At 65.7% G+C, this 15,658-nt stretch carries 11 protein-coding genes and 2 tRNA genes; 7 read left to right on the top strand and 6 right to left on the bottom strand.

Annotation, left to right across the window (positions count from 1 at the left end):
• Window positions 1–3: 3 nt before the first annotated feature.
• The gene (locus tag FM113_RS03380; RefSeq protein WP_087011508.1) at window positions 4–2,628 is read right to left on the bottom strand and encodes a hypothetical protein; all 2,625 of its coding nucleotides are present in this window, start codon (window positions 2,626–2,628) and stop codon (window positions 4–6) included.
• A 68-nt stretch (window positions 2,629–2,696) separates the two neighbouring features.
• Complete coding sequence (locus tag FM113_RS03375; protein ID WP_140393278.1) at window positions 2,697–3,263, bottom strand: hypothetical protein; 567 nt, start codon at window positions 3,261–3,263, stop codon at window positions 2,697–2,699.
• 171 nt (window positions 3,264–3,434) lie between these two features.
• On the opposite strand from FM113_RS03375, the gene FM113_RS03370 reads away from it, so the two are divergent.
• Both FM113_RS03370 and FM113_RS03365 read left to right on the top strand, forming a co-directional pair.
• A tRNA-Met gene (locus FM113_RS03370) sits at window positions 3,435–3,508 on the top strand.
• A 251-nt stretch (window positions 3,509–3,759) separates the two neighbouring features.
• A tRNA-Met gene (locus FM113_RS03365) sits at window positions 3,760–3,836 on the top strand.
• Window positions 3,837–3,874: 38 nt separating this feature from the next.
• On the opposite strand, the gene FM113_RS03360 is transcribed toward FM113_RS03365, so the two are convergent.
• Window positions 3,875–4,879: a YafY family protein gene (locus tag FM113_RS03360; protein WP_254908845.1), complete on the bottom strand. Its 1,005-nt coding sequence runs from the start codon at window positions 4,877–4,879 to the stop codon at window positions 3,875–3,877.
• A 54-nt stretch (window positions 4,880–4,933) separates the two neighbouring features.
• On the opposite strand from FM113_RS03360, the gene FM113_RS03355 reads away from it, so the two are divergent.
• Window positions 4,934–5,887 (top strand): alpha/beta fold hydrolase, encoded by a 954-nt coding sequence (locus tag FM113_RS03355; protein WP_087011504.1) that lies wholly within the window; start codon window positions 4,934–4,936, stop codon window positions 5,885–5,887.
• Between the two features lie 8 nt (window positions 5,888–5,895).
• The gene (locus FM113_RS03350) at window positions 5,896–6,480 is read left to right on the top strand and encodes a YdeI family protein (RefSeq protein WP_087011502.1); all 585 of its coding nucleotides are present in this window, start codon (window positions 5,896–5,898) and stop codon (window positions 6,478–6,480) included.
• Between the two features lie 61 nt (window positions 6,481–6,541).
• Here the strand turns inward: FM113_RS03350 and FM113_RS03345 are convergent, their stop codons facing one another.
• On the bottom strand, window positions 6,542–7,339 hold the full coding sequence (locus tag FM113_RS03345; RefSeq protein WP_217895941.1) for a siderophore-interacting protein: 798 nt from the start codon (window positions 7,337–7,339) through the stop codon (window positions 6,542–6,544).
• 247 nt (window positions 7,340–7,586) lie between these two features.
• On the opposite strand from FM113_RS03345, the gene FM113_RS03340 reads away from it, so the two are divergent.
• Window positions 7,587–8,714 carry an AAA family ATPase gene (locus FM113_RS03340; RefSeq protein WP_087011596.1) on the top strand — a complete coding sequence of 376 codons (1,128 nt, stop codon included), beginning with the start codon at window positions 7,587–7,589 and terminating at the stop codon, window positions 8,712–8,714.
• Window positions 8,715–8,879: 165 nt separating this feature from the next.
• Here FM113_RS03340 and FM113_RS03335 read toward each other — a convergent pair whose 3' ends face one another.
• Both FM113_RS03335 and FM113_RS03330 read right to left on the bottom strand, forming a co-directional pair.
• A complete protein-coding gene (locus tag FM113_RS03335) occupies window positions 8,880–11,903 on the bottom strand; it encodes a UPF0182 family protein (protein ID WP_087011500.1) in 3,024 nt (1,007 codons plus the stop codon).
• A 93-nt stretch (window positions 11,904–11,996) separates the two neighbouring features.
• Complete coding sequence (locus tag FM113_RS03330) at window positions 11,997–13,154, bottom strand: PDZ domain-containing protein (RefSeq protein WP_254908844.1); 1,158 nt, start codon at window positions 13,152–13,154, stop codon at window positions 11,997–11,999.
• 137 nt (window positions 13,155–13,291) lie between these two features.
• Between FM113_RS03330 and FM113_RS03325 the strand changes: the two genes are divergently transcribed.
• Both FM113_RS03325 and FM113_RS03320 read left to right on the top strand, forming a co-directional pair.
• Window positions 13,292–14,692, top strand: coding sequence for a zinc-dependent metalloprotease (locus FM113_RS03325; protein WP_087011498.1), 1,401 nt, complete (start codon window positions 13,292–13,294; stop codon window positions 14,690–14,692).
• Window positions 14,693–14,807: 115 nt separating this feature from the next.
• Complete coding sequence (locus tag FM113_RS03320) at window positions 14,808–15,638, top strand: hypothetical protein (RefSeq protein ID WP_087011496.1); 831 nt, start codon at window positions 14,808–14,810, stop codon at window positions 15,636–15,638.
• Window positions 15,639–15,658 lie beyond the last annotated feature (20 nt).

The following is a 15,658-nucleotide window of genomic DNA, read 5'->3' as shown; positions in this document are numbered from 1 at the left end:
CCCCTAATCTATGAATTTCGTAGGTACAGACTGCATAGGGGCTGCAGATTGCACCGTTCCGCCCAAGATTCGACGTTCCCTGCGCCGCCGGGCGAGCACAGCAACACCTGCAGCGAGCGCCATGAGGAGCAGTCCAGCGCTCCCCCACAGGAAAACCGCCGGCCCAGGTCCGCCGGTGCGGGCCAGGGGCGGTGCATCGGGAACAACCGCTGCCAGGACCTCGAAGCGCTCACTCGCAGCACCGCACTCTCCGACACTCATCACATGGTCTTTGCCGGATTCACGCATCACGAGCGTCTCCACAAAGCCGCCCACCCCGACGAGCTCTGGGGTCGCGGTGACCCTGCGCGAGACATATCTCCCCGGCCCGTCGACCGCGACTCCCTCGAGGTCCGAGAGTGCAGGGATGACCCGATCTGGCGTGCACGTGAGCGTTCCATCGGCGTCTGCGGCGTAGGCAGTGAACCAGACGCGGTAGCTCACTTCGGGACGATCTGCGAAGCGCCCCTCGACGATCGCGGTGTCGTACATCTCGCTCCCCAGGGCGATCGTGCCCGCGGATTCCGTGCGGACGTGCGGGGTCTGCACCGTTGTTGTTTCTTCGGGCGCGCCACACACGCCGCGGACAAGTTCCGATGTCGCACCGTCGACGTGCAACCGCAGTACGGCTACCCACCACACGGTATCTCCAAATTCAGGCAGGGCTGTGACCTCGGAAGACTCGATTTCCCCGGACGCGGTAACCGGCACCGGCTCCGTGCGGAACAGGGCGTTATCCGTGACGCACTGGGCGGCGTCGGTGCCCGTAAGCCTGGCATCGCCGCGGTATCCCTCGAATACGACATCGTGGGAAGCGTCCTCCCGCTGAGTGAGGTCTCCCGTCACTTCGGCAACGTCGCGGATTGCTTCCCCGGTCGCCACAACCGTGCTCGCCCGGGTCGCCACCCCAGGTTCGGTCACGAGTGTGCGTTCTTGGGTCGCCCCGCAGTCCCCCTGGATCACAGGGGTTCGGGTGTCGCCCTCGATAAGCCACAGCGTTTCGACCCACCACACCGGGCCCGCCCACCCCACGGGCACGAATACCGCCTCAGACTCGACCGCTCCCGGCTCGGTCACCGGCGTGGACCCCGTCTCGAACAGCAGGTTGCCCGCTGTGCACACCGGGGTCGTTGCGTCCTCCGAGCCACGGTACCCCGCGAATGTCAGTTCCCACCGCGCATGCTCGGTTTCGGTGAGGTCCCCGGTCACCAGGGCGGTGTCCCGGATCACGTCACCGACGACGGCAGTTTCCGGGGCCACCGTTGCAACTTCGGGCCGGCCGATCTCTGTGGTCTCGGTGTCCAGGCCACACGTGCCGCGGTGTAGCCGCTCGGGTCCAGATCCGGTATCAATGCTCAGGGTTTCCACCCACCACACCTTCGTGCCGTGCTCCCATCGCGCCACGAAGCCCGGGGCAACGACGTCACCGGGCTCGCTCACTGGGATGCTCTCCGAACGATAGATCCGGTTCTCCGCCGTGCAGAGCGGCACTCCCTCGACAGATTCTTCTGCTCGGTAGGCCTCGAATCGGAGGCTGTACTGCGCGTTCGGAGAGAAACGCCCCGTCACCGTCGCTGTGTCGGTCAGCAGCTCCCCGATCATCGCCTGCGGCGCGGCCTGAGTGACCACGCCTGGCTGCTCGGTCACCGTCCGCTCATTGGGCACGCCGCACGTGCCCTCGTGGACTGTGCGCCCCTGCGAGACGATGCGTTCCACCCAGTTGATCGTGCCCGGCGATCGCACGCTCACCTCGGCCGTCTGGTACTCACCGAGGCCTGGAATGGGGATCCCACCCTGCCGATAGACGGGCTGCGCAACACACCGCTCCCCGGCACTCATCGATTCGAGTTCTGCGGCGGTCCAGCGCAAGGCTTCTGCGTGCTCCGCCTCCTCTGCGCCTTCAGCTTCTTCAACGTTTTGCCTATCCAAAGGGGTGCCGGGGACCTGGTGATCGCTCGGAGGCTCATTCTCGCGTGGTTGCACAGACTCCGCCTGGGCAGACACAGGCTCCGCCGCAGCAAACAGCGGCTCCCAGTTCTCTCCATACTTGGGTGCGCCAACCTCGGGCATCAGATACGCGGTGAAGTCGGCAACCGCCTCGGGCCATAGCCGAGCGCGGGTGTCGGGTGCTTCGCTCACGACGAGCGTGTCTCGCATCGTGCCGCCCACGTCCGCGGACGGCTGCGCCTGCGTCACGGCCTGCGGGTCCGCAAACGGGGGCGGCACTTTCACCGCGACCGCGTCGAATCGTCCTCGCAGGTCTTTTCCCGTCGATTCGCCGGTCGCCACGGCGAGACGTTGTCCCACACCGCCGCTGGCGGTCGAGGTGTTATAGATGTCAAGAACTGGCTCCCAACCCCGTGTTCCCGACGCGAGCCAGGATCCATTGACGGTAATTTGCCGCTCACCCTCGGAGACGTCGACATAGCGCGCCGATGATCCGGACCCCGCAACTGACAACGAGGTACCGCCGTTGCGCACAAACAGCCCGCCGGACACCGAAAGCTCCCCGGTCCCCGCCGGATACGCCACCCGGTAACGCCCTTCACGGCCACCGGGATCCGGTGCCAATTCAAGTTTGCCGGTCACTGGTTTCGGATCCCTGGGCGGGTTCGCGTTCTGCCGCGCATCCTGCACCAACACGTCAGACGCGGCAATCAGCGCCCGCCCCTGGGCTGACCCCTCCAGGATTGCGATTCGCGAGTTGAGGGCGGGTTCCCCGAGAGAAAATTCGCGCGCAGCCGCCAGACGGACAGCTGCACCGCGGCGGCACTCCACGCGTCGCGATTCTGCCCGTGTCGATCGATCAGGTAGTTCATCTGCCGCATCCCCGCAGGCTCGCCCCACGAGGTGAACATTCCCGGACGGCCCGGCAAGGTCGACACCCGCCCCGCTTCGGACATGTATCCGGACGGTTCCCCAAACTGGATCTCGATACAGTAGGCACGCGTCCCATTCGGCATGATGTAGTTCGAAATCACGAGGCCGCCGGGAAACGCCATCGCTTCACCCCGCGGTACGGCCTCAACGGGAGGCGAATCGATCGAGATCAACGTCCCGGCGAGCACACCCGCGATGAGTCCGCCGACAAGCGTCCGTTCGCGCCAGCGCGAACCTCGCCGGCCCGCGCGCCGGTTTCCCCAGGCCCGCCGCGCCCATCCTCGGGCTCCCCCACGCGTTCCGTCCCCGATCCGCAAATACGTCCATCGCTGTAAGCCTGGCATGGCAGTCCCTTCGGTGTGACACCGTTGCTGGTGCGTGCACGCTCACCGGACAGTGAGTCGCGTGCACCGATGATCCGAGAACTCGAGCGCCAGTGCGACACGCCATCCACAGGCACACCGCGGCCTCAATTTGGGGCGCTCCCCCACCGCGTGCTAGAGTATTAATCGTGCCGCGGGGTGGAGCAGTTCGGTAGCTCGCCGGGCTCATAACCCGGAGGTCGTAGGTTCAAATCCTGCCCCCGCAACGGATATGCGACACACGCAAGGCCCTTGATCTGGAATATATTCCACATCAGGGGCCTTTTGCGTTGCACCGCTCGCCCGAGAAATGCGCGCGCCAGACGACGCGGTTCACCGCAACCTCGCTCCCCTGTGAGCGACACTCGCGCGGCTCCGGCACACACGGACCTTTCACCCGCACAACGCCCGGCAACACGCCCCGCGTGCACCCCGGTTCGTGCCCGCGCATCCCTGCCCGCTAGACTCTTACTCGTGCCGCGGGGTGGAGCAGTTCGGTAGCTCGCCGGGCTCATAACCCGGAGGTCGTAGGTTCAAATCCTGCCCCCGCAACCAAGAGTCGCACTGCGGCATGAAGGCCCCTGATCTTTGGATCAGGGGCCTTCATCATTCCTGCTTACCACCCCGTCAAGCGTGGCGTATCGCTCGGTGAGCCCGGCGCCGATCATCCTCAATTTGTCCCGCACGCCGGGTGGGCTGGTGACGTCAAGCCACTCGACGAGGCCTGCGAGGTGACCCGCGATCCCGTACTCGCTGGGGGCGTGAATCACGACTGGGATGCGGCCGTCGCTCCTGGCCTGGCCTATTTCGAGGTCGCTCCCCACTGCCTGTTGGAGAAAGCCGAGCCCTGCGGGATCGCAGTTCGCGTGTACCTCGACGACGGTTCGGTGGCGTTCCGCTTCGTCGGTAAGGGCACGCCAACTCTGCGTAAGATCGAAGCCCTCGACCCGGCGCACCGGGACATCCGTCAGCGTCACGGCCGCTATGCGATCGAGCCGAAACGTCCGACGACCCGGCTCGGTGTGAGCAACGAGATACAACCGCGGCCCCTTCGCCACGAGCCCGAGCGGTTCCACAATCCGCTCGGTTTCAGTGCCTGCGCTGTCGACATAACTGAGTTGAGCTTGCACGCCACTGATCACGGCATTCTGCAGCACCTCAAGGCAGGGTGGGGGCTGTTCCGCAGTTCTCCCTGTCCCCCACGGCTGCGAATCCACGATCATCGACGACGCGGCGGCCTCCGCGGGCCTGCGGAAGCTTTCCGGCAACGCCCGCACGAGCTTCCGTAGTGCCGCCTTCAGTTCTGGTGCAGCGCTGCCCGCGGTTGCCGCGGGGCCTGCAACAAGGAACAGGGCGCGGGATTCACTCTCGGTGAGGCCCGACAGGTCGGTGCGGCCACCGCCGAGGAGACGCCACCCACCCGAACGGCCCTGGACCGAATAGATCGGTATCCCCGCCATGCCCAGTGCGTCGAGATCACGGCGGGCCGTGCGTTCAGAAACTTCGAGTTCCCGTGCGACCTCCGCGGCTGTGACCTGCTCACGTCGCTGCAGCATCAGGAGAATGGCCACCAAACGATCCGATTTCATAATGTGCATACTTCCAGAAAAACCGGTCACTAGATGACCTATTTAGGAAACTAGCTTTATGGAATGGACATTCCCACACACGACAGCACATTCCCCGAAGCCACAGTCATCTCCGTAAATGGAGTCGATCTCGAGGTGTTCGAAGCCGGCCAAGAGAACCGTGGAAATCCAATCGTGCTCTGCCACGGCTGGCCTGACATTGCATACACTTGGCGCTTTCAGATCCCAGAGCTTGTGGCTGCCGGGTACCACGTGATCGCTCCGAACCAGCGAGGATTCGGCAACTCTGCCCGACCAGAAGAAATCATTGCCTACGACATCGAGCACCTCACGGGGGACCTCGCTGCGCTCCTCGACCACTTCGGGTACCAGAGCGCAGTGTTCATGGGCCACGACTGGGGTGCGTTTGTCGTCTGGAGTTTCACGCTGTTGTACCCCCAGCGGGTCGACAAGATCGTGGCGCTCAGCTTGCCCTACCTCGCACGCGGGGACGTGCCCTGGCTTGACTTCATGGAGGCAGTGTTCGGTGAGGACTACTATTTCGTGCATTTCACCAAGCAGCCGGGAGTTGCGGACGCGATCTTCGACGAGAATCCTGCGCGTTTTCTGAACAATCTGTACCGGAAGGATGAGCCGCTCTCCCCACCGAAACCCGGTATGGCGATGATCGAGATCGCCCAGAATTCCGCCCCGCTGGGCGAGCCGCTGCTCAACGAACGCGAGCTGGCAGTCTACGACTCCGCGTTCTCACGCTCGGGATTCACTGGCGGGATCAATTGGTACCGCAACCTCAATAGAAACTGGCGGCTCTTGGCAGACGCCGACCCGATCATCCACCAGCCTGCGCTCATGATCTACGGGCTGCGCGACGCCGTCGCCCGTTCAGAAAGTCTGTCCATTTTTGTCCCAAATGTGGCAGAGCTGAGCTGTGACAGCGGCCACTGGGTGCATCAGGAACGTCACGCCGAGTCCACGAGTGCGATCATTGACTGGTTGGGACAACACCCCGTCAAGTAGGAGGCACGATGGTCGACACACTGTTCTTCAGTGATGCGGAGTTGTTCAACGCCTGGCTTGAAACGCACCACAAGGACGTCTCCGAAGTATGGGTGTTGTTTCACAAGAAAGGCTCAGGAAGGGTCAGCCAAACCTGGCCAGAGGCCGTCGACGTGGCACTGTGCTTTGGCTGGATCGATGGACTCAGAAAGCGCGTCGATACCGAGAGCTATCGAGTGCGCTTCACCCCTCGGAAGCCCACGAGCGTGTGGAGTGCGGTCAACGTGAAAAAGGCTGAGGCGTTGGTGCGGTCAGGGAAGATGCGACCGGAAGGAATGAAGCTCTTCACAAGCCGAAGCGACGTTCAGGGGTATTCATCTCGCACCCGAGAGCGTGAACTTCACCCGAGCTACGCGCAAAAATTCAGGGAAGATCCGCAGGCGTGGGAGAAGTTTTCGACGTTCACGCCGTCCTATCAACGTGACGCTGTTTGGTGGGTGATGAGTGCAAAGCGGGAAGAAACGAGAGTGAAACGATTGAACAGTCTGATCACTTCGTCCGCCCAGGGAGAACGAGTTCCCGCCTTCCGCGCAACAGCCGCGCCCTCACTGTGACAGGTGTTCTCTACAGGCCGCGGCGTCGGTGTGGGGGCTGAAAGACAGCCCCCACACCGGGTCACTCCACTTCGGCGGACATGTTGCCCGTGCGGTCCTGCGTCCAGTACCCGATCGCGTGATGCCGGTCGCGAGCCAGGCCGAGCCGGTTTCGCAGGTCGCGCCGGATCGCGCGACTTGTCGCGGCCTCACACGCCACCCAGGCGTACCACGGCACACCGGGGTCAGTAACCCGGGACACTTCTGCGGCGAGGGAACTCGCTCCGAGGCCGTTTCCGGTCCCCACCCGCCAGATCATCTCGACATCCCCACGGGTGTCGAACTCTTGGATATCGGCGTGGCTCGGCACCTCGGCGACCGCCAACGCGCGAGCGCCGGCGGGGAGTTGTTCGATGATCCGCCCGAGCCCTGGCACTCCAGTAGCGTCCGCGACGAGCAGCTGGAACTCCGCGTCGTCAGGTGCGGCGTAGTAGGAGGAGGGTTCCTCGCGCGTGCCGGCACCAAAGACCCCAATGACATGACCGGGTTCGGCACGCTCAGCCCAGGACGAAGCGAGACCCCCCTCGTGCACAACGAAGTCGATCTCAAGCACACGACCGCCCTCGCGCACGTGCCGAACCGTGTAGTGACGCCATGGCGGCTCCTCCCCCTCCCAGCCCCGCCCGTATTCAGGAAGCAGAAACACGTCGATCGCGGCCCGAGTTTCACCGGGCATGGGGAGTGCGATATCCACGCGCTCATCGCCGCGGCCATGCTCGGGCCACCGCCAGTCCCCCTCGGCTTCGAACTGGATTCGAATCATATTTGGCGTCACGCGCTGCGTGCCGACGACCCGTGCAGGTGCGCATGGAATTGCCACGGCTCAGTCTCCGTTCACCGAGCAGGGAGTGGCCCGGATACCCACGCGGGGTACAGCGGCGACACGGCTGATCGACCCGTGTCGCCTGGATCGAGAAACGAGATGAGAGGACTGCACAGCGCCCCTTCCAAATTGATGCGATGTAGTTGAGCTTGACCTTACTTTCATCAGATTATCGGAGGAGGAGGCCTCGGTGCACGGTCGTGCGGGCCGTCGGTTCGCCTCGGTCACCACTACAGTGGGGTGCATGATCCGGACGCTTGCCATCGAGAACTATCGCTCGCTCCGGGAGGTCACGCTCGAACTCGGGCAGCTCACCGTGATCACAGGGACCAATGGCAGCGGAAAATCGAACGTATACCGCGCGCTCCGACTTCTCTCGGAGATCGTGCGCGACGGGGCGCTCGGCTCGCTCGCCGCAGAGGGCGGCATGCACAGCGCCCTGTACGCGGGCAAGCGCGATTCGTCGCGGCCGGTGGCGCTGCGTCTGGGCTGCGCCACCGACGACTTCTCTTACGCGATCGACCTGGGTCTGCCCCAGCTCCCGGCGTTCAGCGTTCCAGGCACCGCGCGGCTGCTCGACCCTGAAGTGAAGACCGAGGCGGTCTGGCACGGCCCGATCCTTCGTCCAGCCGCACTCCTGGCCGAACGCCGCTCTCTCGCAGTGAGACTCCGGGACCGCAGTGGGGCACTCGTCCTGAGCGACTGGCGCGTGCGGGACAGCGAATCTATGCTCGCAACCCTGTCCTCTCCCGCAGACACCCCCGAGTTATTCTCCCTCCGGGAGTCGGCTCGTCGCTGGCGCTTCATTGACAATCTGCGCACCGATGTGGACGCGCCGGCCCGGCGCGCGGGCCCCGTCAGCTTCACCCCGGTGCTCGATCCCTCGGGCGCGAATTTCACGGGTGCCGTCGCGACCGTCCTCGGTGTGGGTGACGGGGATCGCCTGCAGCGCGCCGTTGCGGACGCTTTTGGGGGCTCCGAGATCGTGCTCGACGGCGACAATCACGGAGTGGCACAGGTGTGCCTCACGCAGCCAGGCCTCGAACGCCGTGTGAGCGCCGCGGAGCTCTCGGACGGCACGCTCCGTTTCCTTCTGCTCGCAACCGCGCTCTTGAGCCCGCGCCCACCCGAGCTGCTCGTCTTGAACGAGCCCGAGGGCAGCCTGCATCCGAGCCTGCTCCCCGTGCTCGCTGCGCTGATCGGCGACGCCGCCCAGCACACACAGGTGGTGGTGGTCACACACGCACAGCCGCTTGTCCAGGCACTCGCGCACGAAGCTCAGCTGATCGAGCTCGAGAAGGAGGGCGGCGCGACCTCCGTGCGCGGCCAACTCCGATTCGAGGGTCCGCACTGGAGCTGGCCCAAGCGTTAGCCGGACTCGCTCGACGCTCCCCGCCGCACACGAAACGACCCCCAACACACCAAACGACCCCGGAGTTGCAGGAGATCCTGCAACTCCGGGGTCGTTTGGTAGGGACGTGGTCAGGTTGTGGTGTGCAGGCCCGGGCGGCGCTGCTGCGCCGCCCAGGCCAGCACACTAACTGCCCTGCAGCGCGTTCTCGAGCGCGTCCCGCAGCTTCTCGTCGGCCTCACCGTACGCCGTCCAGTCGCCCGCCTTCATTGCCGCATCGCGGTCCTTGATGGCCTGCTGCATCTCCTGCAACACGGCGTCCATCGGGTCGCTTGAGCCGCCAGTGCTGCCGCCGCTCGTGCTCTCGTCTCCGTCCGCGGGCGGCGTCGCGCCGTCCCCGGGCGTGACGGGCACCCCACCATCACCAGCATTTGCACCCGAGCTGCCGCCGAAGAGCTCGTCGAGCGCCGCGTCGAGCGTGTCCTCGAATGCGATGTCGTCACCGAAGGAGACAAGCACCTTCTGCAGGATCGGGAAGCTCGTACCCGAGGACGCCTGCACGTAGACGGGCTGCACATAGAGCAGTCCACCACCGACGGGGAGCGTCAGCAGGTTCCCGCTGATGACCTTACTCTCGCCCTGGCGCAGGATGTTCAGCAGGTTCGACACCTTGGAGTCGGTGGTGAAGCTGTTCTGCACCTGGCCGGGGCCGGGGATCGAGTTGCTCTTCGGCAGCGTGAGTAGCTTCAGCGTCCCGTAGTCCTCAGAAATTGCCCCGTCCTTCGAACCGGCGTTTGAGTTCGCGGCAAGGTATCCGGTGAGGATATCTCGCTGTCCCTCGCCCCGCGCGTCCGGGATGTAGGTGGAGTAGATCGAGAAGTTCGGATCAGCGCCTGCACCCGCCGCGAGCGTCAGGTAGTACGGCGGCTGCGCCAGCTTCTGCGCGTCGGCAGCGGCACTTGCTACCGGATCGTTCGGCGTGCGCCAGCGATCCTCGGCCGAGTAGAACGCGTCCGGGTCGGTGACGTGGTATTCACCAAGCACCGAGCGCTGCACCTTGAACAGATCCGTCGGGTAGCGCACGTGGCTCAGGAGGCCACCGCTCATCTCCGTGACCGGCTTCAGGGTGTCCGGGAAGATCTTGCCCCAGGACTTGAGCAGCGGGTCCTCGGTATCCCAGGCGTACAGCGACACCTTGCCGTCGTAGGCGTCAACCGTGGCCTTCACCGAGTTCCGGATGTAGTTCACCGGCTTCGGCATCGGGTCGCGCGTCTTGTTCGCCGAGTCGACAGTGAGGTCGTTCATGTCCTTGACCTCGGAGTACGGGTAGTCCGCAGAGGTTGTGTAGCCGTCAACGATCCACACGATCCGGCCGTCAACGACCGAGGCGTACGGGGCCTTATCGAGCGTAAGGTACGGCGCCACCTTCTGGACACGCTCCACCGGGTCACGGTCGTACAGGATCTGCGACCCGTCGACCACGGCACCGGAGAGCAGCACCTCCATGTCCTGGAACTTCAGCGCGTAGATCAGCTTCGTGAAGATGTTGCTGAGTTCCGGGCCGCCGTCGCCGCCGAAGGTCGTCATGTTCTGACGCCCGGAGTCCGCGGCTTCTTCCTCAGGAGCGTCTTCCGCTGCGGGCTCTTCAGCCGACGCCTCCGCGGCGGCCTCGGTTGCCTCGGGATCGGCGGGCACGGGATCGTCCGCGGTCGCTTCGGCGCTGCTCTCGCCATCCGCCGGGAAGTCGAGCTCGATGGGCTTCGTGCGCTCACCGCCGACAATCGAGTACTCGGGAGAGTTCTGTCCGAAGTACACGCGGGGTTCAAACTCGCCGAGCTTGCCGCTCGTGGGAATCCCGTTCTCGAGGAATACGGGCTCCCCGCCGGGTGAACGCTGGTTGCCGAACGCCGCGACCAGACCATAGCCGTGCGTGTAGACCAGGGTCCGGTTGTACCACCCGGTCTGATCCTCAATGTTGATGTCGCGCACCGCGCTCACCGTGTCCTCAACCTGACCGTCGATCTCGTAGCGGTCAACGCTCAGCGACTTCGGGAACTGGTAGTACTGGCGGATCTGCTCAAGCTGGGAGAACGTGGGTGACACGACCTCAGGGTCGATGATGCGGATGTTCGCGGTTGCCAGCGCGTCGTCGCGGAGCGCGCCGGGCTCCGCGTCAGTCACGGCGTCGTAGCGTTCAACTTCAACCTCGTCCAAGCCGTAGGCCACACGGGTCGCGTCGATGTTGCGCTGGATGTACTCGGACTCCAGGCTCTTCTCATCGGGTCGCACCTGGAACTGCTGGATCGCCCACGGGTATCCCACACCGAGCACGATGCTCGACACGAGGAACAGGGCGGTGCCGACAACGGGCAGACGCCACTTGCCGGTGAAGGCGGTGACGAGGAACAAGATCGCGACGATGATGGCGATGCCTGCGAGGATCTGCTTACCCGGGATCACGGCGTGCACGTCCTGGAACATTGCACCGGTGCGCAGCCCGGCGCTGCTTGTCAGGGCACGATACTGGTCGAGCCAGAGGCTGACAGCCTGCAACAGCAGGTAGATCGTGGCGAGCACTGCCGCCTGAATTCGGGTCGCCTTCGAGACGCGCACGTCGCGACCCGAGAAGGCGATGCCGCCGTAGAGGTAGCTCGTGGCCACCCCGGCGATCAGCGCGATGAGGGCCACGGCCGACGCGAAGCCGACCGCACCCTGGAAGACCGGAAGGTCAAACAGGAAGAACGAGACATCGAAGCCGAACTGCGGATCCTTCTCCCCGGTCGGCGTGCTGTTCAGCCACAGCAAGATGTTCTGCCACTGTGCCGCGGCGGTCACGCCCGCGAAGAGACCGATCACCGCGGGCAGGCCCCACTTCACGAGGCGCCGCAGCGGCTCGAAGAGTTCCTGGTAGCGATCGAGCTGGGCGGTCAGCCGAGCGTAGACCGGGCGTTTTCGATAGGCGATATCAATCGCGAAAAATAGCGGCACCGCCATCCCAAGGAAACCGATGACGAACATCACCGCCGCGGCGATCCACTGGGTCATCAATACCGGGAGATATCCGGTCTGCCGGTACCACAGCACCTCCGCCGTCACCGCAGCAACCGCGAGGAAGCCAAGGATCAGGATCACCACCAACACGATCGTGGCGGCGAGTGGGGAAATGCGGCGCTGACGGGCGGCCTGAGCTTCTGCGTTCTGGTCGGTCACGTCTCTGAGTACTTTCCTGTCGGTATGGCACCGGCTGCTGCCGGGCGGGTTCCGCCAGTTAGCCTATCGGTCGGCGCTGACAATCCTCCGGGTTCACTGCGCTGGCGCGGCCTCGCAGCGCTCGATCCCGGGCACCGGTTTGCCTGCGGCCGCATCCTCGATCACACCCATCGCTTCTTCGAGAGTCTCGACCGGAGCAACGTCGATGCCAGACGGGAGCCGCTTCGGCAGGTCACCGCAGTTGCCCACCGGCATCAGGAACAGATCGCTTTCGGCGCGGGCGGCGGCCCAGAGCTTCTGTTCGAGCCCACCAATCGGACCGACAATGCCGGCGTCAGTGACGGTACCCGTGCCGCTCACGGTGAGGTCGCCAAGCATGGCACCCGGGGTGAGCTGATCGATGATTGCGAGCGCGAAGATCATGCCCGCGCTCGGACCGCCGATCTCGGAGAGCGAGATATCGACCTCGATGGGGAGCTCGAATGTCGTGGCGATGACGGCTCCGATGAGCGGGTCCCCTCCCCCATCCGGGACCTGCGGCGTGAGCGCCACGTCCTGCGGTTCACCATCTCGCTCCACGGTGAGTGTCAGTTCCGTATCGGCCCCAGACGCCACAATCGCGGCACGGAGCCCAGCGAAGTCCGCCACGGGCTCGCCAGCAATCGCTGTGAGGACGTCCCCCTCGCGCAGGATCCCTTCGGCGGGGCCATCCTCAGAAACGGCGGCGACGATCAGTTCTACAGGCACGTCGTGTCCAAGTTCCCGGAACGCCGCCGCTGCTGCCTGCGCCTGCGAAGACTGCATCTGAACGGTGCCCTGCGCCTCGCGATCTTCGAGTGTGCTGCCCTCGGGGAAGAAGTTCGTGCGCGGCTGGATTCGCTGAGTCGGATCCACCACCGCGGGAATGAGGGACAACCAGGACACCGGGTGTTCCGGGCTACCCACGAGCGAGACTGTCAGCAGGTTGAGCGTGCCGGTCGTCGGATACGTCTCGCTGCCCGGCAAGGAGATCACGGGCTGGGCCTCGCCCTCGATTTGCACCTCACCGAGCGTGTTCACGACGGGTCCCGGCCGTTCGATCGTGTACGGAGACGGGATGACGGCGGCGAGGAGCAGTACGCTCGCGAGCCCGGCGACCACGAGTGAGCGGCGGGATCGGCGGCGTTCTCGCCAGACCGGGCCGAAGGCACCCGAACCCGTGAAGTCCCGGGGTGCGGGACCCGATGTCACGCTCGTTTTCTCGTCGCTCACTGCACTCCCCAGCGTCCCGTTCCCTGCGTCTGTTCGCACTCGGCGCAATGGAAATCGCCGAGCGCCCGTCAATCTAGCAGGCAGAACTGGGCACCGTACCGTAGCGTTGACACACGACGATTACTGAGGGAGCAGCCATGAGCGCGAACGAGCACGACGGCTCCGACGACCAGAGCCGGAACGATTTCGAGGAACTCCAGCGGATCCTCGGGGAGATGCTGTCCGGCGGTGGCGGCGGGGCAGCGCTCGACCCCGAGCAGTTCGCCAAAGCTGCGGGGATCCCGGTCGATCCGCAGACGCTACAGGGCCTGTTTGCCACGCTGCAGGGTGCCATGCAGAACCCTTCAGAACAGATCGACTGGTCCGCGACCCGGCGCACCGCGATCGAGGTCGCAAGCGGCGGTGGCCCCGCCGCGGATCCGGCCCCCGCGATGCGAGCGTTCCCCGTGGCGACCCTGTGGCTCGACGAGGTCACCGAACTCGGTGCCACCCCTGACGCACCGCGCACGCTGAGCCGGATCGAGTGGGTGCAGCAGTCCGTGGACACCTGGGTCGGACTTGCCGAGCCCGTCGCCGAATCGATCACGGGCGCGCTGATGCACGCACTTCAGACGCAGATGCCGGAGGAGCTGAGCTCAGCACTGCAGGGTGCAGCACCCATGCTGCGCAGTGTGGGTGGAGCACTCTTCGCGGTGCAGCTGGGCACGATCATCGGCAAGCTCTCGGGAGAGGTTGTGTCCGCGGGCGACATTGGCATCCCCCTGCTGTCCGGCCCCGGCCGCGAGGGTGGCGCGCTGCTCCCGGGTGGCGTCGCTGCGTTTGCGGAGGGCCTCGACCAGGATCCCGAGGCGGTCACCCTGTACCTCGCGGTGCGAGAGCTTGCCCACGCTCGCCTGTTCCGCCATGCGAAGTGGCTGCGACTCCATCTCCTCTCAGCTATTACCGACTACTCGCGCGGCATCCACATCAACACGGATCGGATCGAAGAGCTCGCGCACGACATCGATCCAGCGCACCCCGAACAGATCCAGGAACTCATCACAAGCGGGGCGCTGATCCCGCCGAAGACGGAAGCTCAAGAGGCTGCACACGCGCGCCTCGAGACGATCCTCGCGCTGATCGAGGGCTGGGTAGATGTGGTCACCGCGGACGCGGCGAAGCGCATCCCCGGCGCCGACGCGATCGCGGAGATGGTGCGCCGACGCCGCGCCACGGGCGGGCCAGCCGAGCACGCCTTCGCGGCGCTCGCCGGCCTGGAGCTGCGCCCACGCCGCCTCCGCGAGGCCGCCGCACTGTGGCGACTCGTGGCGGAACACAGTGACGTGGCGACCCGCGACGGCATCTGGGCCCACCCGGATCTGCTGCCCTCGTCGGAGGAGCTTGACGATCCCGCGCTGCTGCTCGCCCGCCTCGGCCTTACCGAAGCCGCGGCGGATCCGGCAGCGGACGAGTTCGATGCCGCGCTCGCGCAGTTGCTCGACGGCGAGCTTCCGCCGCACGAGGGCGGCGCGGACGGAACGACCCCGCTAAAGGAGTAGCGCCGGCGACCCCGCGTCGTCCACAGGGCGGCGCGGGGTCCTGAATGCCCCCCAATTTGACCGGGCTCTGTGGACAGCGTGATTCCCCCGCGGTACTGCGTGCACACTATTTCGCATGACTCTGCTCCGGATCCGTGCCGACCTGCCGCTGGGCTGGGAAGACCCCGACACGCTGCGCGTGGGCTTCGAGCGCGCTATCGCTCGGGTCCGCGACCCCTCGCCCGCTCAGCAGCGCTTGATCGGGCGGATCCGCACTGGCGTGCACTCCGAGGACTGGCCCGAGCACACCCGCGCGGCTGGTGCCACCCCGCGCGAGGCTCGTGCGCTGTTGGCGGCGGTGGCCCCCGCGCTCGATCCCGGCCCGAAGCTACCGCCGTGGTCGGAGCGCACGTCTCCGCTGCGCGTCTTCCTCAACGATGGCGCGTGGCCCGTGCCGGGGCTCGCGGCCGCCCTGATCGCTGCGGACACGTGTGTGCAGGTCGAAACCGTCGGGACGTGTGATGTTGTCCTCCACGTCGAGCGGTATCTCGAACCCCTGGAACGAGCCCAGCGCTGGCTCCTCGCGGATCTGCCGCATCTTCTCCTCCGGTTTTCCGACACGCAGTTCACGGTGGGGCCCCTCGTGCTCCCGCCAGGACAGCCCTGTCACACCTGCGCGTCGCTCCGGGCGATCGACGCCGATCCCGGACTCCCCGCGTTCGCCGCGCAGCTGATGGGGTCCCGCCCAGCGAGCGAGACCCCGATCGTCGGGGCCGCCGCGGGTGTCGCGGCGGCGGCGGTACTTGACGCCTGGCACGCGAAGACACTCGCGGGCCAGGACTGGACGCCCACCGCGAATGAGCGTGGGCAAACCAGGTACCCCGTTGCGCGGGGACGACTCTCCGGAGCCCCCAAAAGCCTGCCCATCCCCGCGCATCCGGAGTGCGCGTGTGGCGCGCTCGGGTAACGTGCGGGTTCGGGGGCCGG

Source organism: Leucobacter sp. 7(1) (assembly GCF_900163635.1).
Classification (GTDB): domain Bacteria; phylum Actinomycetota; class Actinomycetes; order Actinomycetales; family Microbacteriaceae; genus Leucobacter.
The sequence above is the reverse complement of the archived record's forward strand: the minus strand, read 5'-3'. Positions and strand labels throughout refer to the sequence as shown.